Genomic DNA, 25,965 nt, shown 5'->3' on the forward strand with positions numbered 1-25,965 from the left:
TAGGGAGAATTGGCAAACTAACTCCGGTAACCTAGCCACCCTATATCACGCAAATGGATACTCCCAAGAGGCAGCCACGCTTTATGGCATTTTAATCCGCTGTGATGAACAAAATGCGCTTTTGAGCAATCGACTCGTCTCCATATACAGCCTCTATGGGCAATTGGACCAAGCAATAGCGCTTTGGCAGCACACTTCAGACATCGACCCCAACTACCTGCCCGCCCAACTCAACTTAGCTGACGCTTATAAAAGATCCAACCAAGCTGCAAAAGCGGTACCCATTTACAATTTGGTTCAGAAAAAAGATCCACAAAACCCCTACACCATCGCAGGATTGGCAAAAGCCGCAATCGCCACCGACCGTTGGACAGACGCGAAAGCACTTTTGGAGGACGCAGAGCTGAATATCCGAGTGGGAATAGGTGAAAACCTTTTGGTATCCATTTACGAACACCTCGGGGAGACGACTAAATCGAGAGCTATTCGGAGCCGCGCCAAAAGCACCGATTCCTACATAGAAGTGCCCGATCCCTGGCTCGACCAGATTAGTGAATATTGCTAAATCCATTTCCCCTCAGGCTACAAGCTGTAGCCGCAAGACGAAAGCAAGAGCTGCCAAGAGCCCGTCGCTTCTTAGAGAAAGCGATAAAAGTAGACCCTTCCCATGCCCACGCTCACTTTCAACTCGGTCTCCTGTATCTAGATCTTCAAGATTTGGAATCCGCCAAAATCACCATTCGCAAGTCAGTCGATCTCAATCCGAGCTACGGCGATGGCTGGGTACAGCTCATCGAGTTTAGCCAGTCACAAGCCGAAGCAACCCGTCTATTCGAAGAAGGGCTCCGCAAATGCCCCAATTCGCCTACTCTTCATTCTCTAAACGGAAAGAGGCTCAAGGCAAGCGGACAGCTAAACGAGGCACTGGAAGCGTTCCGTAAGGTAGCTTCTCTCCGGCCTGCCGAGATTCTTAGACTGTTTGAATGCACACTAATCCAATTCCAGCGTGGCGAAAACGACGAAGCAAATGCCTCTCTTCAAAAAGCTCTGGAGATCGTTCCAGAAGATCCTCTCGTTCTCTACATGCTCGCGATCCATTGGATTAAAGAAGACAACGAGCCAAACGCTCTGGACCTAGCCCGACGTTGTCTAGCTCAGACATCCCTTTCGGAGGTTCATCTATCGCAAGTTTAAAGGCCTACCAAGCAGCATTCGGCATCTCACCATGGTAACGTCTGAAACGGGCAGTTCATGCTAACCGACGAGAGTATCAGCATGTAAGCAGAATAAATCCAGTCCTAACACACACTATGATGTGTTACATCCATTCACAGAAACTGTTATTATGATGTGTGAGCTCAAGTCCCGCAGAACCTCTCCAAAAGACATTCGGCCAAGTGCTGCGTGACCTTCGTTCGAAGATGGGGCTTACACAAAACAAGCTTTCAGAGCTATCGGGTCTCTCAACTAATTTTATCTCATTCTGCGAACGAGGAATCGAACAACCAAGCTTGAATTCGATTTGGTTGCTTTCCTCGGCAATGAAAATCGAGCCTACGGAATTAGTTAGACTAGTCCAAGATCAGAATCCAATTCCCAACTACTGACAATCTATGCGATGTGAAGGTTCAGAAGCTGTTTCCGATAGCAAACTCACCTCACTTCTTTCCCTTGATGAGTTTGTCGCCATTTCGATGAAAAGTGAAAGTGAAGCAGCTTTCAAAGAATTCATAGAACTCTGGAACCATTCAGCAAGCATAAGACATGTAATACGCCAAGCCACATGCAACGCGGATTCGTATCCTATTACCAATCACACCAAACTAAACACTAGTTCAAAAAATCCACTTGCATCTTCTCCCAAAGGTCCGTCAAGCATTGAAAGCCTAATTGAATCCGGTCGTATTTCTCCGTTGGAAATTTCTCGAAGCCTCACTATCACATTCGGAGGACTTAGCCTTCGAAAGTTGATTATGCTTCTCGAAAAACATAAGGCAGGTCGGACCTCAATCGGACCCTACCTTCTTGTAAGAGAATGGAAAAGAAGTCACGGATCTGCTACTCCGATCAGTGTACGCCTGAAACAGCTAACACTGCACTCGCTCAGCGAGGCAATTAGAACAAATAGAAGCGACTTTCTTCGAGAACTTGCAGATACTCTAGACTTCCTCAAAACGGAGGAGTACGAAACCAACGGCAATTGGGACCACGATCCTCGGCATTGGTGGCAATTCCATATTTTATTATACATTTGGGAATACCCCAAACATAGGTACCCGATCCGCGAATTCGTTAAGCACTTCGAACAAGAAGTTGGCGTCAACGAAATGCCGACACCAAAGACGATCAGAGCATTCTGCAGAAAGATTGGGATCACGTTGGATTCGAAACCAGGAGCTCCAAAAAAAGACTCAAAGAAGACATAGCGTATAATATTATAAGATACACGCCCGACTATCACCTTGTTCGCTTCGCCTTGCTCCACCAATCGCACACTTCTCCATCGAGGCCTATCGGCGGAAGCGTCACCTTCTGCCAGCCTTGCTCGCAATGCTGGACGACGCACTCGAATTTCCGCAGTTTCCGAAACTCGTATGGCTGGATGATATAGCGGTCTTCTCGTTGCTTGTTATACGATTTCTTGCCGCCGGAAACACCGTACGACTTTCGCCACACTTCGCGCTTTCCGATTCCATCGGCAGCAGTCTTCGCGCTCTCCTCGTCGGCTGCTTTAAAAACAACCTTGTTCGCCATGTTCGCAATGAAGACTTGCGCCTTGTCCCGGCTTCCCATCGGTGGAATCAAGCTCTGCGTAGACTGCGTCCCCGCCATGATCATCACCCTCGCCTCCCGCAAGGTATCCGCTGTATTGTAATCGCTGATACCCGCTTCGCTCGCCGTCGCGGTCTTCTGGAACTCGTCGAAAAGACCGACCAACAAGTTGTCCTTCTTCCTTGCCGCCGCAGTCTTGTCGAATCGCTGCAAGCCATGGTTATAGAGGCTAAGCTTTAAAAGCGTATAGATGTACTTCCGTTCGACCGAAAATTTCTGTGGGATCGAAACGGTAACGACCTTTCCATCGTCCAAATCCGAAAACTTGAAAGTCGAAGGTTCCTCGGGGCAAAACACTTCTGCCACTTCCGGGCCGGTAAAGTAGCTGAGGTATCCAGCAATCGTAGATTGAACTCCCTTGAAGGTCTCTTCGTTCAGCCCCAAGTAATTGTCCTCGAAATGGCTGCGAACCAGCTTCGCTTCAGCCGTCCCAAGCGAGGCGAGGATTTCCATCACCTTCGGCAGCAAGGCATCCGATGTCAGAAGGTCGTGGCAATTCTTCAGCGTAACGGGTTCCTCGATGGCCTCGAGGCACTTGAAGCCCCACTCGATATGGATCGTCGCCTGCTGCGGAAAGAACGGATTCTCTCCGCCCTTCTTGAGTAATGCGCTCGCGACATCGACGATCGTCTTGGCATGATTCGAATACGGAATTCCCGGAACGTCGAGAAAGTTGAAGGTAACCTTCGGTTTCCAATCTTCGCCGTGACGTTCGGACCGCAGCTCAAGCACGACTAAGTCCGCTTCGCTCCTTTTCGGATGATTCCGAAATATCCCCTGTAGTATTTCCACGAACACACCCTTCTCGTCGAGCACGAGCCCTCCCCAATTCGGAACGTTTTCGCAAAGCTGCCAGATAACCCGTCGAAAGAAGAAGGTCTTTCCGGTTCCCGTCTCACCCGTTACGAACCAATGCCGGCACGCTTCGGACTCTCGCCAGCGGAAACGCCCGAACCGAAACACGACCGGATTACCCGAGAATCCGCCTTCCCCAGATAGCCGGTAACATTCGCACCCGTACTGCCAAACCGAAAGCGCCCCGAAGGCGACAGCCGATACGGACAAGGTCGCCTGCGAGCTCCAAAGCAAAGCGTAGCAAGCCGAAGCGCACAATAGGCTCAGTATCAAATTTCCCCAAGGCATCGTACAAGAGTCATCCAGGCGACCGGATTCCGACGGCCGTCCGATCAAACAATTGCGCAAAGCTCAGGAACAGGCAAATAGCAGATGACTATACACACCATAATATGAAGTTTTAGGATCGTCATTCGTTTTTATCGGCGACCTCGATCCTCTCTATAAACGGCATGTCCTTCGGACAGGAGAGCAGGTAGCGTTTATCGTATCGGCGTACCCACTCCACCCCAAACTTCGCAATGCGCTCCACCAAGCCCCCCAAGCGTACGCCTTCGAGCGTTACTGTATGGGACGCATAGGACAGTTCGATCCTATCCAGTCCCCTCTCGCTTTCGTAAACAGCATGGAGGAGGTGAACCCACGGCATGATCCAACGCCTCCCGCTCGCATCCTCGATTATCAGCGTCGGAGCTCCCTCTCGAACCGACGCGCAAATGACTCCCGAGCGTTTGCCCGACTCTTCTCCGGTCCCATCAGCGGAAGTTAAGCTATTCAATTTTCTCATCTATATCTTTTGAGTCGCGGACCTCTAGGCAAAAGTCCCTTCCACCTGGCAGCAGCCATCATTTTCCTCGCCATGCTCAAGGTCCACCGAACCAAACGACGGGGCTTCTCCACTTTACCACGCACGTTTCCACTACCGCCTTCCGCGGAACTCCCCGCAATGTCCAGCGCCAACTGCCGGTCGCCTGAGCGCAACAGGTTCTCGCTCAAGGCGTCCTTGTCCGAAGTATAGATCTTGATGCGTTTGCGCGCCCGGGAAATGGATACGTACCACTGGTTCCGGTTCGTCGCCGCCTTGCTCCGCGAATCGCTAAAAAGAACCGTATCCACCGTCTTGCCTTGCGAGGCGTAGGAAGTGACCGCGTAGCCGAGATTCGCCAAACGTTGGTTGGGCGACAGCGTCTTGCGGATTCCCTTGTCGTCGCGAACCGAGATGTTTCCGTTCTCCCATATCCGCGACACCGTAACCAGCTCGCCGTTCACAACCGGCTTCCCGTCCAAGGAACGGTCGTTGAACTTCATCTGCAGGCGGTCTCCCCGAGCCAGTTCCATCTCCTTGCTTTCCACCACCATAAAGCGCTTGGCCTGCTTGAATGCGACGGTCGTCACCTTGCCGTCGATGTCCAATTTCAAGCCATCGCAGCCAGCTCCGCGAACCTTCGCAAAGTCTCCTTTGCGAAAACGACCATAACTGCGGACAAAGCAAACGTGGTCGTCCTTTCGATAGAAACGCGCGTCGCGTTTCTGAGCCTCGCCGAGGTCGCGGCTCTGGTAGAACTCCAAGCGCGAGTCCTTTCCCAGCATTCCGCTCGCCTTGAGATTTCTGCGAACCGCTCTGTTCACAGCATTGATTTCGTCCCAAGTCTGGGCCACCACCAAGACGTTTTCCCCGGCAAGTTTCGCAGCTAGGTAATCGCTCGCCAAGACCTCCTTGCGAACGGCTTCCGCGTATTCCTCCACGCAACCAAGAGCGTCCAAGCGTTCGAAGGACTCGTAGATTTGTTCTGCCGACGCGGCCTTCACGGCGCCGCGATAGTCTCGAATGAACTCACGCTCAACCTCGTCCTTTCCTCCATCCGGATCCTGGCGCCGGATCTCCTCCAGTTCGGCTGCCTCGAGTCCCGAGTGCAGTTCGATTGCTCGCAAGGCATCGGACGCCTCCACCGCTCCATGCTGCCGCGTATCGCCGGAAAGGATGATCCGAGCGTCGGCCTTTTCAGCTGCCCGAAACAACTCCGACATCTGCTTGCCTCCTATCTGCCCAGCCTCGTCCACGACCACTACCGCCCGCTCTGGCAACTCGCATTTCGTCAGGAAGCTAGCGACGGTCTGTGCCTTGAAACCGTCCTTTTCCAGATCGATTACCTGCTGTCTTTGCGGAGCCAAAACAGTCGCATCAAAGCCCGCACGTTTGAGACCACGTTCCACTTCCTTCAACGCGAAACTCTTTCCCGTACCCGCACCGCCTCGGAACAGAACCACTCGATCCCTACTCGTAAGGATCCTTTCGATCGCCAACTTTTGCTCCTCAGTTACCGTTGGAATCGAGGGCTCGTAAGTCTCGCAAAACGGCTCGCAGATTCCCTTCCCGTTCCACGCCGCATGTACGAGCTCCAACTCGCGGCCCAACGTCAGCCGGGTCGTAATCTTGTATCCCTTATCGTTCTTGAGGTATTCGCGACGAACGATTTCCGCTTCCAATTCTTCGAGCGAAAAACGTTCGCCGCGTCCTCGCACCAGAGCCGCCGCCTTAAGCTGGTAATCCTCCACCACAGACTTCCGCTCGAACATATGCTCGTCCGCCCAGTCGACCACGGCAGTGATATCAGGCTTCGTATTCGCCGAAAAACTACCGGAAATTCCATTCGAAAGTATGGCCCGTTCCCGATCGATCATTTGCTCATCCCACATTGCCGAAAGCTTTTCCGCGCTCGCTCCCCTCATCTTCCGATCCCGTTTCTCATGTGCTATCTGAGCTCGCAGCTCCTTCACGTTTCCCACGAATTTTCCTTTGGAAATATGCTCCGCAACCGCTTCGTCTATCTGCCGGTTCCGTTTCGAAAACGTTTCAATCAATGAACGCGAAACCCCTCGGATTTCGAAGTCGCGAGCATTGTTCTCGATTGCGTAGCCAAGCTTGCGTAGGCCTTTCGACAGCTCGTGGTAGTACAGATTTTCAACGAACTTCTGAGCCTTTAGCATCTGGTAATTCTGCAGCGCTTTCCAACGTTTTTCGAAAGGGTCGAAGGTCGCGTTCATCACGATGCAGTGCGTATGCAAATGCGGATCGAGAGCCCGACTCGTATCATGCCGAAAGTATGCGCCCACCACATTGCCGGTTTCACGATCATCGGAAACGCCTCCCTTGCGAACTCTCGTCATCGCAAATTTCTCCATTTCGTGCATCGATTTTCGGATCGCTTCGTCATGGATTCTCACGATGCGTTCGTCTTGGTATAGCGCTACGATCGACACGCTCTTCGGAGGGCTAATCGTAAAGTCGTAGAAGATACGCCGGTTCGCGGTTTCCTTGCCGCACGACAGACGCGTCGTGTTCTTCCGCAAGGTCAACCGCTCGCCATTCGCGGGGTTCAGTCCTTCGCAAAGGGCTAGGAAATCCTTCTCCTGCACCGGTCCATTCAGGTCGAGACGTTCGGCCCCCAGTCCGAACCACTCACCCTGAACCGCATTCTCCTGGGCGTAGTAATCGCCCACCTGCAAGTGCTCGCGAAAGTATCGCTGGGCATTCCTGAGGTTGTACTGGGCCTTGGGACTTATCATCGCATTCGTTCCTTCTGATCGGTGTATCCACATTTTCGAAACGTACGTTTCGTTTCGTTTGGGAGAGGGACGCCTTACCCCTTATGGAATAAGGCAACATTAGAACGGAAGCCCTCGGTTGAATAGGGAAACGCCGAACAACACGATTCCCCTATTTACGGGATCGAGACGGCATGCATCGAAGTAGGCCTTAAGCAGGATGATTGTCCTATCAATTCGGATACGTGTCCGCGAAAATTCGATGGATCAAAGTCGATCCCAAAAAGAAAAACTGTCTGTCCGTTTTCTCCCAGCCTATCACGCGATTCAAGGTCGTGCTACGCCTCCACCTTGACTTCGCGCGACTGGGAAACGCGAACGGTTTCCAGTTAAAACCCTCATCGGTTTGAGGGGCGGGAATCCTTTCAAAACGAAAGGTAAAACAATGAAAGTCTATGAAGCATCACTTCAATACTCACTCGTCAGCGAAGGCGAAACCAAGCCGCTCGACGCCCCGGAAAAAGTGCACCGCTACATGCAGGACGCATTCGAGAGGAACCCCATGCAGGAGAGCTTCTGGGTCATCTGCCTAAACCGGAAAAACCACCCGATATTCCGGGCAATGGTGACACTCGGCAGCGCGACCGGAAGCATAGCAACTCCGCCGGAAATCTTCCGCATCGCCATTCTCGCCAGCGCTACGGCGATGATCGTCTGCCACAATCATCCCAGCGGAGATCCCGCTCCATCCGCCGCCGATATTAAAGTTACCCGAACGCTAAAGGAGTGCGGAACGCTCATGAATATCGATCTACTCGACCATGTCATTTGCGGAAATTCTATATCCGATCCCCAAGGCCGAGGATACTATTCCTTCAACGAGGCAGGACTCTACTGACGTTAGACGCGGCTCGGTTTTCTCGAACCGAGCCGCTTTATCACCCATTAAAACCCTCTTCTAATACGAGCGTTCCCCTATCTCTTTCCGCGACCAATTTTCCATTTGGTTTCTTCTTTCGGAAAAGCTGTTCCACGATTGCATCTCGGGTTTCGCCTGCCTAAGCGCAACCGAGCGACCGAAATGTATTGAAGAAAATTAGTTGAGAATCACGAGGAATCCACGAACTCATAGTCACGAACAGACGCGGTCGGCGTCGCAAGCCCTTTAGGCGTAGGTCACCTCGAAACGGCCCGACGCGCTAGCAAACGTCATGGGAGAGCCATCCGCATTTTGGATTTCCACCAGCAACACCGAATAGCCAATGCTCCTTTCAGACAGAAACACCCTGGCCGAACGCTCGACCTCCGCTTCCAACAAACGGTGGGCATCCTTTCCTGTCGACGCGTAGCTTTTCCAATCTCCCGACAGCTTGTTTCCGGAAGCTCCGTATACCGTTGCGACAATTCGGTCGACACCCATGAGGACAAAAGTTTGCCATACGCTTCGCGTTCGCAAGTGCGACTTCTAGTTTTCACGCGGCCTTTTAAGAACTAGTAGCTCGAAGCCCTCTCTAGGTCACCCAACCCTAGGCCGGGGAAGAAATCCAAACCAGTCATCGCTTCTACGTGCCTGACCGAGACCCGATATTCCTCCAGCCGAGCGTGGGCTTTATGATGGAGGGGCTTCAACCGCACCCATTCCCGCGGCGCCAGGACGAAGGCAGTTTCTCGTACCGAGAATTCAACAATATGACTGTCTGCCAACTCAGCCGAACTTGCCGGAGGTCATTGGCAGAGTTCCCTGCCTGGACATTGCGAAGGCAGTCGCATCCATCCGTTGTTGCCGGAGATATCGAGGGGCTCTTGGATGAATCCGAAGCATCGAACGTTGACGGGAAAAGCGCAAAAAGGAGGGCCTGGGAAACGATCGGTCATACAGGGAGAAGATAACAGGAACGAGCCGCAACATGTCCGCGAGGCTTCAACGCTAAGAAGCTGTGTTTCTTTCACGCTTAATCGACAATGTTCGCCGCCAGCAGGAGCGCTATTGATTGGCCTGTACGTCCTGAAAGAACCCGGTCAAGAGGTTCCACCAACTATGCCGACACACCTCTCGGGCGATGCCACTAGATTTGCATCGAAAAGTTCGCGTTACCGGCAGAGCGTACCAACCGGAGGATCAATTCGGACTGTAGCCTTAGCTAGATACGGTCAACTAATTGAGTAGGTCGGCCGATATCCGGCGATTGCCTGACGGTGGCGATTCCGCAAAACCGAAGCCTAGGTCGTCGCGACTATCCTCTGAAGGCTTCGCGAGACCAACACGCTGCTTGCCGTCGACAATCGAACTCAAAATACCGACGTAATCGCGCAATTCATTGCCGATGTGGTTTAAATCGCACGCCGCTGAGGCTGTCTCTTCCGCGGATGCAGCCGAACTTTGGGTAGTCTCGTTCATCTGCCCGATAGCGTGGTTTATCTGACTGATCCCTTCGCTTTGATCACGAGAGGCATTCGAGATATCGACCATGATCTCATCGACCTTTTCCACGTTCCTCAAAATAGCTTCCAAGCTACTGCCGACCGTCTCGCAAACGCTCACCCCGGTCTGACTATTGGAGATCGACTCCTCCAGCTTGCTTGAAGTCTCGCTAGCAGCTTCAGCGCTGCGACGAGCCAAGTTGCGCACCTCGTCCGCGACCACCGCGAAACCTGCGCCAGCCTCCCCGGCCCGAGCCGCTTCCACTGCAGCATTCAAAGCTAGGATATTGGTCTGGAATGCTATCTCGTCGATCGTCTTCAGGATATTGGATACGCTGTCGCTCGAACTCTTGATGGTGTTCATCGTTTCGACCATCCGCTTCATGTTATCCACGCCTTCCTGCACGGAAAGCTTCGCCAGCTTCGTAGTCTTTTCCGCTTCCAAGGTCGCGTTAGTGTTCTTTTCGGTCATCAGGCCTAGCGTCTCCAGGGAGGACGCCGTCTCCTCGATGCTCGAAGCCTGTTCGCTCGCCCCGTTCGCCAACGAGTTGCTCGAGTTCGATACCTCGTCGGAGGCTCGGGCAGCGCGATCGGAGCTGGCTTCGAGCTTGCCGATCACCTGTCTGACAGGGTCAGTGATGAATCGCTTGTTGAAATAGTTGAAGGAGAGCACCACGAGAACCAGGACGCCGAAGCCCACAGCCGAGGCTCGAGACATTGTCGATGCGATCACAGGATCGCTCCCTATGCTCGTTCGCAGGACGAAGGCTCCCTTGATGTCACCCACCTGCATGTTCTCCATCCGGAACCCAAGCAAGTCGAGGCCGTCGCCACTGAGACTGTCGTCCGGATTTCCATGGCAATCCAAACAGCTCTCGCGAAGCTTGACCGGGCGGGCGGCGATGATCTCGTCGGTTCCCTCGACCTCCTCGATGTAGAGGTCGTTGCCGCGCTCGAAATAGTCGAACATATCGGCGTACTTGTCGCCGTAGTCGTGTTTCGCGCGACGACGTCGGGATGCGTAGAAATCTCGAAATCGAAGCCCTTTTGGTCCGCCATCGTTCGTACCGACTTCCAAGCCGAGACTACTGGAATCGTATCGTAAAACGCAGAACTCCGATAGGTTTCCTTGAGAGGCCTGCTCCCCCTTGAAGCTTTCGCTTCGTCCAGCAAGCCCTCGGTGTTGAAAGCACCCGAGGAGTGCATTCGATCCATGTTGTCGATCACGTTCTCCGCCTGCGAAAGGATCCCATTCATTTCTTCCTCCACCCCGGCAATACGGTTGGCCTTAGTCGTAATATAGACAGTCGTTATGCAGGAAATCGCGGTCAGGAGACCTGCCGAGGAGGCAGCAAGGAGTATTTTGGTGCTAAGCTTCATGGGTACTGTGGTCGAGCAGTGGTGGTAACGATGTTCATCGACAGCCGAATTTTTACCTTTAACCAGAGCCAGATGTAATACCTTCTTACACTGGACAGTAATTTCGCTAATACATGAACTGGTTCGCGTTAGCCGAAACTTAGAACTTCTAGCACTATCAGCGACGTTCGTAGAACTTAACGCACCCAACAAGGAGAACTTATACTTGAAAAAAACTGACAATCGTCTAGAGTGATACGTAGTTACCACGAATCCCCACTCGCAGCATCCGACGATGTCTTACGAAATAAATTGGAACTCCAACTACGTCTCATTCGACTACTTTGGGGAAGTCACCCCAGAAGATATCGTAGAGAGCAACAAGGAAGTCTACGGCGACGAGCGTTTCGACGATCTTCGCTGGGAACTGGTTTCTTTCGACAAGGCCGATTCTGTCTCCTTCGAGCCAAAGCAAGTCCGCATCATCGCCTACATGGATGAAGCTGCGGCAATCAGCAATCCACGAATAACCGTTGCCTTCATCGGGCACACCAAGATCTTAGAGGCGGTAGAGGCCGCCTACGAGACCTCCAGAGCCCAACAATGTTGGGCAATTCTGCACTTCGAATCCCAAGAAGAAGCCCTCGCCCACATCGAAGACAGCAAAGGCTGCTCTCCTTCACGATAGAGCTTCCCCGATGGCGGCCAGCATCAAATACGCTCGAAGAAGAGGTGCAAAGCCTCGCGGCTCCTGCTTCTTCCGACCTAGAGTACTGGCCGCGTGGCGTGGCAGTGTCATATTCGCAGAGCGAACTCGTCGATAATCAGACGGCGAACCTAGCTCTAGCGAACTGACGGCAACTCGCTCAACAGGGTCAATATGTATCTTTTTTTGGATACTTTCAAGATCTCAACAAACCCGACAGCGCTACACCGATTGGCTTCAGTCACGCCAGCAAAGTGCTTATATTCCATAGTAGCGAAACGGGGTAAGCTGTAACCATCCCAAACAGCGAGCAAAGTTTACTTTCCATCTTTTTGAACGGGTGTGGTTGGACTGGAATTCACCTGAGTAATTAGACTCTGCAGAACGTGCCCGCTCCTCGCTATAAGCCTTCCACAGATTTTGGTGATGAACCTCTTAATCAAATTCGTCGCGATTGGCTTACGTATGTGGCCAACCCATTAACCCTTTTTTGAATCCAAACTTCAGATGTTTGTGAAATCTGACCTTGTAGCTTGATATAAGGACTTAACCCTATAGCTTTTCCATATATAGACCACTGCGGGTAGACAACGTCCCAAAACTTCCGAGGATTCCATAAACTAAATGAAACGTCTGTACATAGTTGATGACCTAACCACCGTTCGACAGTTGCTCGCAGATGTTCTCGAACGCCACAATTACAACATCGTCGGCGATTGCGGAATCGGACAAGAAGCACTCAAAGAAATAATCGAACTCAAACCCGATGTCGTCATCGTCGACGCTCGACTGCCGAGATTGAACGGCCTGGAAATCGTGCGACGCCTCAAGCGCCAGCTTCCCGAAACGCGCATTCTCGTATTCTCCACCTACCAAAACCACTCCATCCTGAAGGATATGCTCGAAGCCGGCGCCCACGGCTTCGCGGAAAAAAACGCCAACCTTAGAGAATTTATCAATGGGTTAAGCATCGTAGCGGAAGGCGGCACCTTCTTCGGGCCGAACGTAGCGGAGCTGATTCGCTCCGTAGTCGTAAACCGAGGAAACGAGCATCGCTCGAAAGACACCCTTACGGAACGCGAACTCGATGTACTGCAAAAGATCGCCGAGGGCCACAGCACCAAAGAGATCGCTTTCAAGCTTGGTCTCAGCGTCAAAACGGTCGACAACCATCGTACCAACATGATGCGCAAGCTCGACCTGCATAACGTCGCCAGCATCACTCGCTACGCAATGATAAACGGGCTCATCGACCTCGAATCCGCCCTATAGTAAAACAATTTAAAAGTATAAGCCCACCTGTTGGCAGGTTTCAGAGCGACAGAAGCCTTAAATCACTTTTTTTCGGGGTCATCGCGATTTCTTGTAATACTCTTCGATCCTCTATCCTGTTCTGCTGCTTCTATCAAAATTCTAAATGATAGAAGAGTGAGGATAGTCGATTCAAGAATTTAGACCGCCTTTACGGATACCCCCCCCTTTTTTTACAGCTGTGGCAGCCTACACATCCGGAATCAGGACACAAACACTGATTCGATAGCAACAAATATCGATACCTCCCATCTCTCACCTGACTGCAGCCTGCTATTAAGAAGGTAGCTAAATAGCTTCGATTAATTTACTGGGAAGGTGTGGAAAAACCGTCGCGTACAGCATTTTGCTAGCCGGTACCGCACGCCTTCGTGCAAAAGAACTATCGCTTCTTGGCCAAGTCGTGGATTCCCTGATTCGTCTGGTCGGAGCTCTACCACACAAAATCGCTGTTTTGGGAAGTGCGAGAATCTGAACGAAAGACGCGTGGCAATATTCTAGGGCTGCCAGCCAGAACTCGGATTGGAGCTCCTCCCTACTGAATATCCGACGGTGCTCGACTATCTTCCCGGAAGAGCCAGAAAACCTCGAACCGAATCGGTTCCTCACCGTTTCGATTCCATTTCTAATACGAGCTTTCCCGTATCCGCATTCGCAAACAGCTTTCCATCGGTTTCCTCGTTCAGGAACAGTTTCTCTACGATCGCGTCGCCAACCAATCTCTCGATACAGCGGCGCAGGGGACGGGCTCCAAAGCGAGAGTCGAAGCCTTCAACAAGGGCAAGTTCGAGCGCGCTGTCGTCATACGATACCGAATACCCAAGCTCGTCATGCAAACGTCGAACCTCACGGTCGAGCAAGAGACGAGCGATTTCGATCTGAGCCGCATACTCCAAACGGTTGAAGACGACCAGCTCGCCAATTCGGCCAACGAGTTCCGGCCTCAATCGGTCCTTCACCAAGGAAAAAAGAACGCGGTCTATCGTTTCCTGAGAAGACTTCCGCATTTCCATCGATTCCGACGCTCCGATATTCGAAGTCATCACCACGAAGAACTCCGACAAGCAAAGCAAGGTACCGTCTCGCAAGGTCAACCGCCCCTCCTCCAATACTTGCAGCAAAATCAGCAGAATATCCGGATGCGCCTTTTCAATTTCGTCCAAGAGAATAGTGCCGCCTCTCAGATTCCCTTCTTCGTCACGATTCAAGTCGAAGAAACGGCCCAGCTGTCCTTGCGCGTTCGATCCATCGCCCAACAGCACTTCCAACTGTTCCTTGTTCTGATACTCGGACATGTCCAAGCGAACCAAACGGTTTTCACCCTCGAAAAGGCAACGGGTAAAGCGTTTCGTAAACTCCGTTTTTCCAACGCCTGTCGGTCCCACTAAAAGCAGCGACCCCAAGGGACGATCCTTCGACGCCAGCCCGCAAGCTCCACGAACTAAAACGGAACACGCTTTTTCAATCGCGCGATCCTGCCCTAATATCCCGGACAACAAGTGATCCTTAAGGGTCGCCGCCCGACTGATATCCAGCTTCCGAATGCTCATATATTAAAAAGACATTATGTTATATTTAGAAACAATGTAAAACCGCACACATCATAGTGTTATATAAAGTGAAATAAATTGACGAAACATTATCATAACTTTTTCAATATACCCACTCTTGTAACCCGCAGCGAAACTCCAACCTTCGCCTGCGACAAAATCCAACTCAACCCTATGTGAGATATGAATATATCCTTCGCACCCATCGTCCTTGCCCAAGCGGATCTCGACGACCTAAAGGAAATGTTTTCCTTAGCCCTAGGCGTCATTTTCTTCTTCGGTTTCGTCTACGGAATTTTTCTTATCTGGCGCGGAGCCAGAAAGATATCCGACGGAGATTCCGAGGGATACTCGTCCATTTTCGGAGGCATCATAATAGCGGCCGCAGGCCTGATCATGTCCGCCTTCTTCGTGCTTGCCGGCCTTGACGACGCGGTAATCACGCCGGACTTCTAGGTCGCTCGAACCGGCCTCCCCCTATTAACCCCACAACCAAACTACCGTAATGGAACAGTTGGAAAGAACGCGCACAAATGCCGCGACAGACTCGAAGGGACAAGCATTCGGCCTATCAGGGAACCTCTTCCTATACCCAATAGGAGGCATGGTTTTCGCCCTGACGATTTCGACCTTATGCTTCGGAGCCTTCAATATTAGCTTAGCCATTTCTATTATAATAGGGATCCCTTTTATGATAATCCCCGTCGCATACGTTGTCCTATTCAAGCACAACAAACCGAAAGGTTTCGACAAGGACTTCATCGATAATATTTCGTCCTCCGGATTTTCGATCGCGAGGTCGAACCAACCGTCAAACCCTCGGTTCGGAATCGCGGCCCATGACTAGCCAAGCGCCCAACGGTTGGTTTGCGGATGGGATGCTCATCTACGGTTCGCTCGAAAAAGGATGCGTCGCCTCGAAAGGTTTCGCTATCGAAACGCCAGACCTTAGAGGAGGAAGCGTTAGCCGGAAAAACGAATTCAAGCGCAGGATTCGACATTTGATAAACGCCCTCGGCCCTGACGAAACCATGCAGGTCCAGTGGACCTGCGACAGCGACTATCGCAAGGAGTTGACGCGGTACTACAACGACACGCTCGACCACTGCGACCAAACCTACGTCAGGGCCATTCGCAACGAACGTTTCAGCCGCTACTGGTCAAAGATGCTCGCCCGGGAACTCAGGCGCGAAGTCCTCGTCGTTTTCGTATCCAGAAAAATGGAAACGTATTCCGGCAACCTGAAGACCAAGGCAGGGCTCCGAAGATTTTACGAAGCCCAGCTTTCCAGCCTGCGAACCTACTACGAGGAACAGGAGAGCCATATTCGAAACGTGCTCGGAGCGGACACGACTGTCGCCCCGATGGACGACTTGCAGCACTGCAGTTACCTAAAGAAGTTCCTCAATCCATCCCTATCGCAAAACGTCGACTATGACTTTTCCAGAGGATTCGACGAGCGATACAGCATACAGGAAAACTGCCTGCACGGCGACATACGCCCAGCGCAGGGAGCTGCGTTGGAATTCGACGGCTACTACCACAGCATATTCACCATCATGCGCTGGCCGAGCGAAACGTATCCAGGAATCGCTCACAACCTGACGAGTCTGCCCTCTCAAGACTATCAGATCACCGTCAACGTGACGCCACTCGATGCGAAGGAAATCATCCGCAAGGAAGAAAAGGAAGCGGACCGGCTAAAGAACGAGCACCGGCACAAAGGACGTCAGTCCGACGCAACCGCCATCAACAAGAAGGAAGCCACAATCGATTCGCTCGCCCAAGGCTATACGCATCCCTTCAGCGTCACCTACATCGTGCGAGTCTGGGCGGGCGATCCTGATACGCTCAGGGCGCGAACCACCGAGCTCAAGCAGGCGATAAGCCAGATGAACGGAGCGGAGATCTATCAAAACACGCTCTTCGCATCGAGCAAAAAGCTGTTCTTTGCTTCGTGGCCGGGCTGGACAGGATCGAACTATACGCATCGCAGCGAATACGCCGAAGACGGATACCTTGCCGACCTGCTTCCTTTTTCAGCAACCTTTACGGGGTATCTCGACCAAGCCGAAGCGCTCTACGACGGGAGCCAAAACAATTTGGTTGGCATCAACGCCTTCGTCGACGAGACGCCTCAGCACACTGTTCTTTTCGGAACAAGTGGAGCGGGCAAGTCGGTCTTCATGGAAGACCTGCTTTCGCAAACGGCCCACCGGTTCGCCTATTCGGTAATCATCGAGGAAGGCATGTCCTACGAGACTTTTACGAAAAACCTAGGCGAAACTCCGATCATTATCGAACCGGACAGCGATCTCGTTATCAACTATCTGGATACCGCAGCCATGCCGTTGACACGCCTGCAGGTATCCGCAGGCGTCACGCTCGTATCCAGAATGATCGGACTCGCCGATTCGCGGGAACGACAACAAACAAGGCAAGCTCAGATCGGTCACTATATCGACCTGCTCTACCGCGACCAGTTCGAGACATGGAGCAAGCGGAACCGCAGCAGGATGCCAGAGGTTCGCAAGATCGCCTACGCCGCGTACCTTTGGAAGAAGCGAAGCTCTGGAACGAAGACCAGCTACGTGGAGGCATTCAGCAGCCTGAAGGAAGCCCTCGCAAACGAGGAAGAGGAAGCATTGGAGTTCTACGACACCATCCAAGCCAGCGAGATTCTCGCATTCTCCAAAGATCCGGACACGGCCGACTACGTGAAGGATACGGCCTTCGCCTATTTCTCGCCAAGCGACTATCCAGCCCACTCGCAGTTAATCGAACTCATGCGGTTCGGCAGAAGCCCCCATCATCCCAAAAAAGACATCGACGAACTCGCCACCCTGATGAGCGCGTGGACCGCCTCCGGCAGCTACGGCCGCCTCTTCGACGGAACCACTAACGTCAGCCTAAAAAGCAAGATCGCCCACTTCGAGCTCGGACAGCTCGGCGACGAAGCAGTCGAACTGAGAACCGCGGCCGGACTTCTCATCACCTCCTTCGCCCGGCAGCATATCATTTCGCTTCCGAGAAAACTGAGGAAGAGAATCATCTTCGAGGAAGTATCCAGATTTCTCGACGTTCCAAACGGAGAAAAAACGGTTTCGGAAGCCTACGCCCAGCTTCGTAAATTCTCCTGCTGGACCTGCTCGATCGTTCAGCAATACCAACGGTTCAAGAACTCGCGTATCCGTTCCGTGGTGATGGGCAATTCCAAGCAACACCTCTTGATGAGGCAGTTGGACAAGGCCGACATACACGAAATAGCAGCGGATACCGGACTGCCTCCCGTCGCCCAAGAAGCCATCATGGAATATCCTCTCGTAGAACAGCAGCCCGAGGGAGCGAAGTTCTCAAGCGTTTGCTACCACGCTCCCGGAGCGAGCCCCGCCCTTTGCGGCACCGCCCTGAACATCCAAGCAAAAACATACTACAAGGAAAGCGGCGGCAAGCCCGCCCAAGCCACGGAGACGGCCAACAATGAAAGATAGACTCAAACTTATACTAGCCTGCGTTTTATTGATTGCGGGAGCCGTTCTCTCCGGTTGCGCCAGCGGAAACGCAGGCAGGAACGCGAACATTATTGGAGGCAGCGCCTTAGGCGCAGCCCTCGGACACAACGCCTCCGATGGCGATGCGTCGTGGACGATAGGCGGAGCCGCCATTGGTGCCATTTCTGCGGCAGGGGTTAACGCAATGGCAGAGAGCAACGAGCAACAAGCCTATCGAAACGGATACGAGGCAGCTCTCAACCAAAGCGTGAAGCAACAGTACTGGATCATTCAAAACCGTCAAAAGGAAGACACGAGTAACCAAGGAACCGATACCGGAACCTTCGTTCCGGTCGTCATCCCCGAGCAGGAGATCGACGGTGAAATCACCAGCGAGCGGATCATCTACCTAAGGACCCAATAACATGAAACTTATCTTCGCCTTGGCGCTACTCGCCCCCTCTTCCGTCTACGGTCTGTTCTCGGTAGCCGGAAACTTTTCGACGGAAACCACCCAGATAGCCTTCAAAATCCAAAACGTCGCCCAGCATGCCAAGACGATGCGGGAGTGGAAGCGCAACTACGATAATCTAACCAAACAGCTCGATACCATGGGAGATCAGCTGGAAGCCCAACTCGACGTGAAAAGCTGGATCGGCAATCCCATCGACGTGGATCTTCCATCCATAGATATACTATCCGTCGAGGACTTTCTCGACGAACTCAAACACGGCGTCTCCTGGGAAATAGTGATCGAGGAAGCGGACGGGACGGATAGCCTCGAAGAAACCCACGGCGGGATGTTCGTAGAGGTGGAAGCCGCAACCGTCACCGGCAAGGAAGTCGCCATGAGCGATGCGGAACTAAAAAAGTACGCCGTAGTGGATCGGCAATACACCAACTACGTCGAAGCATCGGGAACGATAGACGAACGACTGGCGGAGCTACAGGAAAACCAAGCCCTCGCGCTTGAGGAACTCGAAGCAGCCACCACCGATTCGGAAGTCCAAAAGCTTTCTACAATCGTCAACGCCCAAAACGGGCAAATAGCCCTACTCGTCTCGGAACGGGAAAAGCAATACCAGCGCTACCTCGCCCTCAAGCAGCTCAATGAAAACCAGGAATCGAAGGCCAAAGCGGTAGCGGTCAAGGCCCAGCTAAAGGACCAGAGCGACGCGCTCGGCTCCCTGCAAAGCTACTTGGACAGTATCACAAAACCGGACTCGGAATAAGTATGAAGATAGCAACTACATTTATCGCAGCCGTATCCCTTTGGCTTTCCGGATGCTCAAATTCGGAAGAACCGGTCGAGGTCGTCGTAAAGCAAGACGGAAGCTCCCGCTACGCCATTCATATCACCGTAGAAGGAAAGAAGGACGTCGTTATAGACGATCCCTACGAAGACAAGATACAGGAGCTCTCGCGAGCCTTCGCCTCCGAGCGCGACAATTTTATCGAAAACCGGGCGAACATGAGCTCCGAACAAAGAAAGGCCTATGGGAAACTGAGAGACTCTACCGCAGCCCAGATACGCGAACTCGACAAGCTCAGACGCGCCTACATCCGCTCCCAGCTCGAAGCCTACGAAGGCGTCGGCTTCACCTTGGAAACAAGGGAATCCTCCACTTCCACGCAGGACGCAAAAGACTACTTCGATTCGCTCGAAAACTAAGCCTCTATCCGATCGATGAACCTAGTAGGACCCATCTACCTCGTTAACTTCGAAAACGCGATCCTCGAGCTGCAGGACGCGATGATGTTCATCGCCTACTTCATTCTCCTAGCCGGACTGATCGTTCGAATCGCCAAGCTTTCAGACGGCAACGCTGACCTGGTCGCCATGACCAAGCCGGTCTTCACTTGCTTCTTCATCGTCGCCATCATTTCGACCAGCTCCTACTGGTTCGAGAAACTCGACTACGGCTTCTACGGCTTGGCCGAATATATCAACGAGAACTTTGGCAGCGAACCGTTCGAAGTCACCAAGGCCTTGATGGATACGGTCGCCGAAGATCCGGAGGCGGACGGATGGGGAGTCGATCGAATCGTCCAGTCCATCTATCTGAGCGTCGTCTACGGACTTTCCAAATTTTTTATCGTATTGGTGGCATTGATACAGGTTCCGATCTACCTCATGCAATTCATCCTCAAATGGCTCGGAGCGCTCTTCCTGCCCATCGGGCTCGCCTTGTTCATTTTCCCTTCGCTGGCGAGCATCGGCGTTCGGCTTATATCCAACATCCTGGCGGTCATGGCTTGGCCAGTTGGCTTCGCTATCACCAACCTCGCTGCAATGGGGTTCGTCAACGATTTTGGAACCGCCGCCACCTACAGCGGAAACACCACCGGCGAAGCCCTTTACATGATGAGCTTCGGATCCCTCGTCATGGGACTGATCGCAGCTTTGATCCTCGTCATCGGAACGATCGCGACTCCCACCGTCATGTTCATTCTCTTTTCCAGCGGAGCAGGACTGCAGGGGCTTACTGGTGTCGCATCGGGAACCGCAATGTTCGCAACCTACCTAGTCGGAGGCGTGGCTAAAGGGGCAGCAGGAAAAGGAAGCAGCTCCGATTCTTCGAAAGGCGGCAAGGAAAGCAAAGGAGGTCCCGCCTCTACCTCCGGTTACGGAGGCATCGGCCCATCCGGTGGTGGATCACAGGCAAGCGAATCGCCGGCTGCCTACGGATCGGCCAGTTCGATCGTCGGCCCCCTGGAGCACTACCAGGTTCCTTCCCAGAAAACCCTTCCCAGCCAAAGCCAGCGCTCGCTGCCTTCTTCCCGCTCTCCCAACAACCCGCTCCTTCCGAGCTCTCCCAACGATCCGAGCGGAGACCGGAAGGCTGCCCAGCTCTTCGCACTCGGAGCCACGACAAAACCTGTCATCGATATATGAATACGGACTCCGAAGAAGAACTGGACCGTTCTCGTCCGGACCCGATCAAGGGAAGAGAACATGCGAAAAGAGCGGCGACAAAAAACCAGTTCCATCCGCTAAAGCTCTTTACCGACAATGCCTGGGCGGCGCGCGTATGGTTTCTGCTTTCGCTCGCCCTCCTCGGCCTTGTCGTCGTTCAGCCTTTCTTTATCATCGAAGCCTACCGCACCCGAGAGCGTGTCGTCATCATGGACCAAGCGGGAACCTTCTCGATCGCTCCAACCTTGGATTTCGAGAAGGCAACTCGATTGCACGAGGAAATGGCCCTCTGGTCGACCTACGCCCTCTTTTCCCAAAACCCAAACGGCTTCGATATGCCGGAGCTCCTCGACAAGATGTTCTTGGAGGAACCGCTCAAGGCAGCCCGCAAGCTCCAGTCGAGCGCATCGAAGGAATTCAGGGAGAAGAGCATCCATCAAAAGGTCGAAGTATTCGAAATCAAAATACTGCTTACCCGCGAAGAGGAAGTGTTCGCTCAGGTCAAGGGCCAGCTCATACGCACCGGCAGTTTCGAAGGGAAGCCCTTCGTAGAGGACCCGCAATTCAGCCTAACCCTAGTCATGCACAGAAACCCGGACATGCTCGCTAACAAGCGCTTCCCTCTCGCGGTCATCTCCTTCGAAGAAACGATCTTACTCTGAACCTGAAATGATCCGAACAAGCGCCATCACTGCGATATTGCTCGCCGCCGCTCACCTTGCCACTGCGAGCGTGGACCGCGACAGCTCGGGCATCATCAAGGAATACGCCTTGGATCCCGCGACGGTCTACAACATCCCCATCGGCAACACACCTACCACCATTGCCTTTCCCGGCCCGTTAATGTCGATCGACGGCGCCAATGTCAGCGCCGATGCGGCGAACGCGGCTCCCGTGCTCCTCAATCACGTGGGAGGACGCTACTACTTCTCCATCCGGGCAAACCAGCCAAACGCCCAAGCCGCGATCAACGCGATCTACAAGAACCGAACCTACGCATTCAACTTCTACCACAGGGAAGACACTCCTCCCTACCGAACCGTACGCCTCGTCGAGGCGGAAACCCCAAATACTTTTATCTCAGGAGCTACGAATCTCGCCGGATCCCGCAACGAAATACGTCCCACCACGCCAGCGGCATTGGTCGGTATCTTGGACCAAGCCAAGAGCTTCCATCTGGTCAACCAAGCCTACCCAGGACAGTTGGACGACATCGAATGGAACGCTCCAACCAACGCGGGCACTGTCTATAGGGATTTCGAAGTCAGCATCAGCGAGGTCTTCCGTTTCGGCAGCTACGATACAATCGTATTCAAATTACGCCTACGAAACAAAATTGCGACGGACATTTTTTACCAACCGCAATCCGTCGCGGTTCGCATCGGCCAGAACGTGTACTTCCCGTCCATTGCAGACGCTTCGGGCATCGTACCCGCTCAATCGGAGAGCGTTGCCTACATCGCAATCACCGGAAAGCCCAACGGGCAACCCGCGCACCTAAGCATCAAAAACAGCTTCCAGATCATCGTATCCAGAATCAGCGACCCTGCAACGCTCACCATACCCTAGAAACGCGAAACCATGTTCGAATTCATCAAGTCGCCACTCGGAAACGCCCTCGCTATGCTGCTGCTCATAGGGATCGTCACCTTGTCGGTTTTGATAAGCGTGATCGGCAGCGACGAAGATCCAGCCCAATTCGTCGAGTCGAGCGAAACCTACAACTACAAGCCCGACGTATACAAACGCGACATCCCCCGCTTCAACACTCCCAGAAAGGCTATCGATGAAGATACCGGTTCCCAGGCAGTGGACGAAATCGAAAAAACGCCTCCACCCAAGCCGGAGCAAACACTCTCGAGGCCGCTGCTGGCGCGACAGAAGACAAGAAAAGCGACCAAGCCTGCGATCCTCCCACTCAACCTTTTTTCCGGACAAGCGGATACAGCTGACGGCGTATCCGAACAATACGCGCCTTACGGACGACTCGTCCCCTGTCAGCTTGCCATCACAGTCGAGAGTAACTCCATCGATACGCCAATCATCGGTATCGTGACAGAAGACGTAGTACACGACGGGAAGACGATCATTCCCGCAGGAGCCGAAGTCCACGGAAGGGCAAGCCAAGGACGAAAGCGCGACCGTATCGACGCCACGGGTACATGGAGCTTCGTATGGCGCACCCAGGACCCGCTCAACGGCTCAGAACTCACAGTCGAGGGAATCGCATTGGACAGGGACTTCGACTTCAACAACGGCACCTGGGGCATGAGAGACGGATCCGCTGGCCTCAAAGGCTATTTGATAAAGAGCGACAACTGGAACGAAATCCGGCTTTTCGCATCCACCTTCCTTGCCGCCGCCACCCAAGGCGTAAAGGACTACGACCAATTCATTACCGATACCGGATCCAGCATCCAACTCGCTAAGAACACGGCAGGAAACGCCGCCCTCGACGGGACGACCGCAGTACTGGAAGCGTACGCGCGGCAAATTAGGGAGGCCATCGAAAGCGACGGCTTCTACATCAGAATTCCCACGGGAAAGCAGTTCTACGTCTACGTCACGCAAACCATCGACGTGGAAAAAGCCATTCGCGGAAACGCGAGAGCCGCAAACATCTGGAAGCAGAAACTCGATACCAATGAAGGATAAATCAGCAATCACGCTCCTCGCTTGCATTACGGTGAGCACATCAGGCTGCAAGCACACGGAACAAGTCGTCACGCCACCACCGGCTCCACCCGCCCCCTCGCTACCCATACAAGTATCGGGAACCGAACTGGATCCCTACGACATGTCGAAGGTACGAACTTCCGAAGCGGTCCACGCCTACTACCTCGGTCCCTATATCGACCCGCAGGATTCCGGAATCAGGCACGACGGACATCGTATTTCGAGAGTCGAGTCTTCGGCCAAATGGAATCTTTCCCCCTCCGCGCCGACAGCCGTTCCGCTGGGTCCCGTCGTTGCGGTAGCCGATCCCGCCAAGCAAACCGCGCAGCTTTCGGCCGAACTCGAGAACAAGATCGCTCAGGCGAATCTCCTCGTCGCAGCCCTCATCGAACAGAACGACGAACTGCTGGCCAAGCTCAAGGAACGAGACAAGGCAGTCGAAGCGCTCTCCCGACGCATCTCAGAAATCGAATCGAAATAGGATTATGGATACAAAAAATAAACACTTTGGCACGACGCCGAACCTGTCACCAGCTGAATTGATAGCGGCCCAGCGGACAGGCAAAGAAATCGCTGGGTTACAGTAGGAACATCCTATGGCATTAGAAACTAGCGTTAATCAGAAGTCGGAAGCGATCAAGTCGAAGGGTCCCAAGCGGAACCCCGAGATCGACCCGCTCATCGACCAGTACATCAAGGAGAATCCTCAGCGGATCGCCTTTTTAAAGACGGAAAGCAAGGAGCACTTGATACGCCGCGTCGTCGTTGGCGATGCGATCAAGCACGCCGACAAGGCGAAGCGCTTGAAAGAGGAAACCGCGGCAATCGGATCTTTTCTCAAGAAGAATCCCGAAATAGCGGAGGCTATCGAGCAAAAGATAATCCGAGTGCCCGAACAGGAAAAGCAGGTCGCTCGCATACGCCTAGGACGCAAGGCGGCCACTAACACTGCCTTAGGAATCTGACCAACGCGGCTAGCCGGACGGCAGACTGGTCCGGTTAGCCTTCCTTCCCCATGAACTTTTATTATATCCCCCCTCTCCTACTTATGATAAAGAGCCTCGTCCCTCTCTGCCAGGCAGGAGGCTTCCCCAGCGACGCATGGGACCCAACCCTTAGCGGCGACATCCCGCTCGCGATCGAATTCGTCGAAACCAACGCTTCAGAGCTGACGCTACCGCCACCTCCTCCGGACGATTCTGAAGAAACGTATTCGGAAATCGATTACTTAAAAAGGATCGCAAGCAAACGCAGTTCCACCGACATCGTACTCATCGCCAAAGAGAACCACAAACCTCAGCGACGCTTCTACAACCTGCTCGACATCACCAAAGCCGATCATCCACGCACCTTCGAACTCATAGAACGCATAACCTCCGAAGCCTACCTCCCCATCCTCTACTTCAAGCACAAGTTCTCCCGCACCCGTCCCTACCAACTGGACAATAGCCTCAATACCGTCATCGAAGGTCCGCCACACGCCTCCTATCCCTCCGGGCACGCCACCCAAGCCTACCTTCTCGCGCTTGTCCTTTCGAAGTTCCTGCACGAAGACGATCCACGTATCGAGAAACTGATGACATTGGGAACGGAAATGGGACTCCGACGGGAAATCGCCGGAGTCCACTACCCAAGCGACACCCAGGCCGGAATCTCCCTCGCGAAGCAACTCAATACCTGGCTCATGGAGAAGCCGGACTTCATCGAAGCGTTCCATGCCGCCAAGGCCGAACTCGCCTCAAGCGATACGCTCCACTCAACCGCCCACTAAGCATGCCGTCCACCAGCCAACCATCCATTAACCTGATCCTGCCGCCAGAGATCCAGCGAACCTTCGAGCGATCCAGCGCCTTCCTCGCCTACAAATACGACGGAGTGGCTCCCAGCCCCGAAGAACTTGCCATCTTCTACCTCGCAGGCGCCGAGCCCCACGAAGTCGTCACCAACTTGGAGCGGCAAGTCCTCCAGATATCCGGAAGTTCATTACCGGACAAGGACGACCATCTCGTACAGACCTACTTGGAAATGGAGAGAACCACCGAATACTACCCCAAGCCATGAGAAATCGACTCGAAGAATCCATCAATCAAAAGCAGGCAAACCTGCAAACGGAACCGAACCTGAAAGTCGGTCCCCAAGTCGTAAAGTGGCTCAAGGAGAATCCCGGCTTCGAAAAGCGAGTCGCTGCCAAAGTGACCCCTCGTCACAAACTTGAACTCAAGAAAGGGACGCAGCAGCGCCCCTAGCAAAACAAAGCGGGAAAGCTCAAATGAGCTTTCCCGCAGTCAACCAACTCCTGTA

General features: G+C 53.2%; 26 protein-coding genes. 20 read left to right on the plus strand and 6 right to left on the minus strand.

Annotated elements, in window-relative coordinates; genetic code table 11:
- Positions 1 to 121: 121 nt before the first annotated feature.
- The 3 genes from QEH53_RS01470 (at position 122) to QEH53_RS24360 (ending at position 1,607) form a co-directional block, all read left to right on the plus strand.
- Positions 122 to 565: a tetratricopeptide repeat protein gene (locus tag QEH53_RS01470; protein WP_309021338.1), complete on the plus strand. Its 444-nt coding sequence runs from the start codon at positions 122 to 124 to the stop codon at positions 563 to 565.
- Positions 559 to 1,194, plus strand: a complete 636-nt coding sequence (locus tag QEH53_RS01475; RefSeq protein ID WP_309021339.1) for a tetratricopeptide repeat protein — start codon at positions 559 to 561, stop codon at positions 1,192 to 1,194. Before QEH53_RS01470 ends, QEH53_RS01475 begins: the two co-directional genes overlap by 7 nt.
- A 203-nt stretch (positions 1,195 to 1,397) precedes the next feature.
- Positions 1,398 to 1,607, plus strand: a complete 210-nt coding sequence (locus QEH53_RS24360; RefSeq protein ID WP_369426413.1) for a helix-turn-helix domain-containing protein — start codon at positions 1,398 to 1,400, stop codon at positions 1,605 to 1,607.
- 850 nt (positions 1,608 to 2,457) lie between these two features.
- Here the strand turns inward: QEH53_RS24360 and QEH53_RS01480 are convergent.
- From QEH53_RS01480 to mobF, 3 genes are all read right to left on the minus strand, one after another.
- Positions 2,458 to 3,975 (minus strand): type IV secretion system DNA-binding domain-containing protein, encoded by a 1,518-nt coding sequence (locus QEH53_RS01480; protein WP_309021340.1) that lies wholly within the window; start codon positions 3,973 to 3,975, stop codon positions 2,458 to 2,460.
- 121 nt (positions 3,976 to 4,096) lie between these two features.
- Positions 4,097 to 4,474 carry a hypothetical protein gene (locus tag QEH53_RS01485; RefSeq protein WP_309021341.1) on the minus strand — a complete coding sequence of 126 codons (378 nt, stop codon included), beginning with the start codon at positions 4,472 to 4,474 and terminating at the stop codon, positions 4,097 to 4,099.
- Positions 4,471 to 7,254 (minus strand): MobF family relaxase, encoded by a 2,784-nt coding sequence (gene mobF / locus QEH53_RS01490; RefSeq protein ID WP_309021342.1) that lies wholly within the window; start codon positions 7,252 to 7,254, stop codon positions 4,471 to 4,473. The genes QEH53_RS01485 and mobF overlap by 4 nt, the downstream gene beginning before the upstream one ends.
- A gap of 424 nt (positions 7,255 to 7,678) precedes the next feature.
- Between mobF and QEH53_RS01495 the strand changes: the two genes are divergently transcribed.
- Positions 7,679 to 8,131, plus strand: coding sequence for a JAB domain-containing protein (locus tag QEH53_RS01495; RefSeq protein ID WP_309021343.1), 453 nt, complete (start codon positions 7,679 to 7,681; stop codon positions 8,129 to 8,131).
- Between the two features lie 267 nt (positions 8,132 to 8,398).
- On the opposite strand, the gene QEH53_RS01500 is transcribed toward QEH53_RS01495, so the two are convergent.
- Both QEH53_RS01500 and QEH53_RS01505 read right to left on the minus strand, forming a co-directional pair.
- Positions 8,399 to 8,653, minus strand: coding sequence for a hypothetical protein (locus QEH53_RS01500; RefSeq protein WP_309021344.1), 255 nt, complete (start codon positions 8,651 to 8,653; stop codon positions 8,399 to 8,401).
- A gap of 735 nt (positions 8,654 to 9,388) precedes the next feature.
- The gene (locus QEH53_RS01505; protein ID WP_309021345.1) at positions 9,389 to 10,732 is read right to left on the minus strand and encodes a methyl-accepting chemotaxis protein; all 1,344 of its coding nucleotides are present in this window, start codon (positions 10,730 to 10,732) and stop codon (positions 9,389 to 9,391) included.
- A gap of 576 nt (positions 10,733 to 11,308) precedes the next feature.
- On the opposite strand from QEH53_RS01505, the gene QEH53_RS01510 reads away from it, so the two are divergent.
- Together QEH53_RS01510 and QEH53_RS01515 are read left to right on the plus strand one after the other, a co-directional pair.
- Positions 11,309 to 11,701: a hypothetical protein gene (locus QEH53_RS01510; protein ID WP_309021346.1), complete on the plus strand. Its 393-nt coding sequence runs from the start codon at positions 11,309 to 11,311 to the stop codon at positions 11,699 to 11,701.
- Positions 11,702 to 12,343: 642 nt separating this feature from the next.
- Positions 12,344 to 12,991 (plus strand): response regulator transcription factor, encoded by a 648-nt coding sequence (locus QEH53_RS01515; protein ID WP_309021347.1) that lies wholly within the window; start codon positions 12,344 to 12,346, stop codon positions 12,989 to 12,991.
- A 644-nt stretch (positions 12,992 to 13,635) separates the two neighbouring features.
- On the opposite strand, the gene QEH53_RS01520 is transcribed toward QEH53_RS01515, so the two are convergent.
- On the minus strand, positions 13,636 to 14,580 hold the full coding sequence (locus QEH53_RS01520) for an AAA family ATPase (RefSeq protein WP_309021348.1): 945 nt from the start codon (positions 14,578 to 14,580) through the stop codon (positions 13,636 to 13,638).
- Positions 14,581 to 14,763: 183 nt separating this feature from the next.
- On the opposite strand from QEH53_RS01520, the gene QEH53_RS01525 reads away from it, so the two are divergent.
- The 14 genes from QEH53_RS01525 (at position 14,764) to QEH53_RS01590 (ending at position 25,910) form a co-directional block, all read left to right on the plus strand.
- The gene (locus QEH53_RS01525) at positions 14,764 to 15,036 is read left to right on the plus strand and encodes a hypothetical protein (protein ID WP_309021349.1); all 273 of its coding nucleotides are present in this window, start codon (positions 14,764 to 14,766) and stop codon (positions 15,034 to 15,036) included.
- Between the two features lie 383 nt (positions 15,037 to 15,419).
- Positions 15,420 to 18,071, plus strand: coding sequence for a hypothetical protein (locus QEH53_RS01530; protein WP_309021350.1), 2,652 nt, complete (start codon positions 15,420 to 15,422; stop codon positions 18,069 to 18,071).
- Positions 18,061 to 18,495: a hypothetical protein gene (locus QEH53_RS01535; protein WP_309021351.1), complete on the plus strand. Its 435-nt coding sequence runs from the start codon at positions 18,061 to 18,063 to the stop codon at positions 18,493 to 18,495. The genes QEH53_RS01530 and QEH53_RS01535 overlap by 11 nt, the downstream gene beginning before the upstream one ends.
- Position 18,496: 1 nt before the next feature.
- Positions 18,497 to 19,303, plus strand: coding sequence for a hypothetical protein (locus QEH53_RS01540; RefSeq protein WP_309021352.1), 807 nt, complete (start codon positions 18,497 to 18,499; stop codon positions 19,301 to 19,303).
- A gap of 2 nt (positions 19,304 to 19,305) precedes the next feature.
- The gene (locus tag QEH53_RS01545) at positions 19,306 to 19,743 is read left to right on the plus strand and encodes a hypothetical protein (protein ID WP_309021353.1); all 438 of its coding nucleotides are present in this window, start codon (positions 19,306 to 19,308) and stop codon (positions 19,741 to 19,743) included.
- Positions 19,744 to 19,758: 15 nt separating this feature from the next.
- Positions 19,759 to 20,967, plus strand: a complete 1,209-nt coding sequence (locus QEH53_RS01550; protein WP_309021354.1) for a hypothetical protein — start codon at positions 19,759 to 19,761, stop codon at positions 20,965 to 20,967.
- On the plus strand, positions 20,964 to 21,650 hold the full coding sequence (locus QEH53_RS01555) for a hypothetical protein (protein WP_309021355.1): 687 nt from the start codon (positions 20,964 to 20,966) through the stop codon (positions 21,648 to 21,650). The genes QEH53_RS01550 and QEH53_RS01555 overlap by 4 nt, the downstream gene beginning before the upstream one ends.
- Positions 21,651 to 21,657: 7 nt before the next feature.
- Entirely contained in the window at positions 21,658 to 22,557 is a 900-nt protein-coding gene (locus QEH53_RS01560) for a hypothetical protein (RefSeq protein ID WP_309021356.1), read from the plus strand.
- A gap of 12 nt (positions 22,558 to 22,569) precedes the next feature.
- Complete coding sequence (locus tag QEH53_RS01565) at positions 22,570 to 23,643, plus strand: TrbI/VirB10 family protein (protein ID WP_309021357.1); 1,074 nt, start codon at positions 22,570 to 22,572, stop codon at positions 23,641 to 23,643.
- Positions 23,633 to 24,145, plus strand: a complete 513-nt coding sequence (locus QEH53_RS01570) for a hypothetical protein (protein ID WP_309021358.1) — start codon at positions 23,633 to 23,635, stop codon at positions 24,143 to 24,145. Before QEH53_RS01565 ends, QEH53_RS01570 begins: the two co-directional genes overlap by 11 nt.
- A 115-nt stretch (positions 24,146 to 24,260) precedes the next feature.
- Positions 24,261 to 24,629: a hypothetical protein gene (locus QEH53_RS01575; protein WP_309021359.1), complete on the plus strand. Its 369-nt coding sequence runs from the start codon at positions 24,261 to 24,263 to the stop codon at positions 24,627 to 24,629.
- Between the two features lie 83 nt (positions 24,630 to 24,712).
- A complete protein-coding gene (locus QEH53_RS01580; protein ID WP_309021360.1) occupies positions 24,713 to 25,435 on the plus strand; it encodes a phosphatase PAP2 family protein in 723 nt (240 codons plus the stop codon).
- A 2-nt stretch (positions 25,436 to 25,437) separates the two neighbouring features.
- Positions 25,438 to 25,725, plus strand: coding sequence for a hypothetical protein (locus tag QEH53_RS01585; RefSeq protein WP_309021361.1), 288 nt, complete (start codon positions 25,438 to 25,440; stop codon positions 25,723 to 25,725).
- Positions 25,722 to 25,910 carry a hypothetical protein gene (locus QEH53_RS01590; protein ID WP_309021362.1) on the plus strand — a complete coding sequence of 63 codons (189 nt, stop codon included), beginning with the start codon at positions 25,722 to 25,724 and terminating at the stop codon, positions 25,908 to 25,910. Before QEH53_RS01585 ends, QEH53_RS01590 begins: the two co-directional genes overlap by 4 nt.
- Positions 25,911 to 25,965: the final 55 nt, after the last annotated feature.

Source organism: Pelagicoccus sp. SDUM812002, from assembly GCF_031127835.1.
GTDB lineage: Bacteria > Verrucomicrobiota > Verrucomicrobiia > Opitutales > Opitutaceae > Pelagicoccus.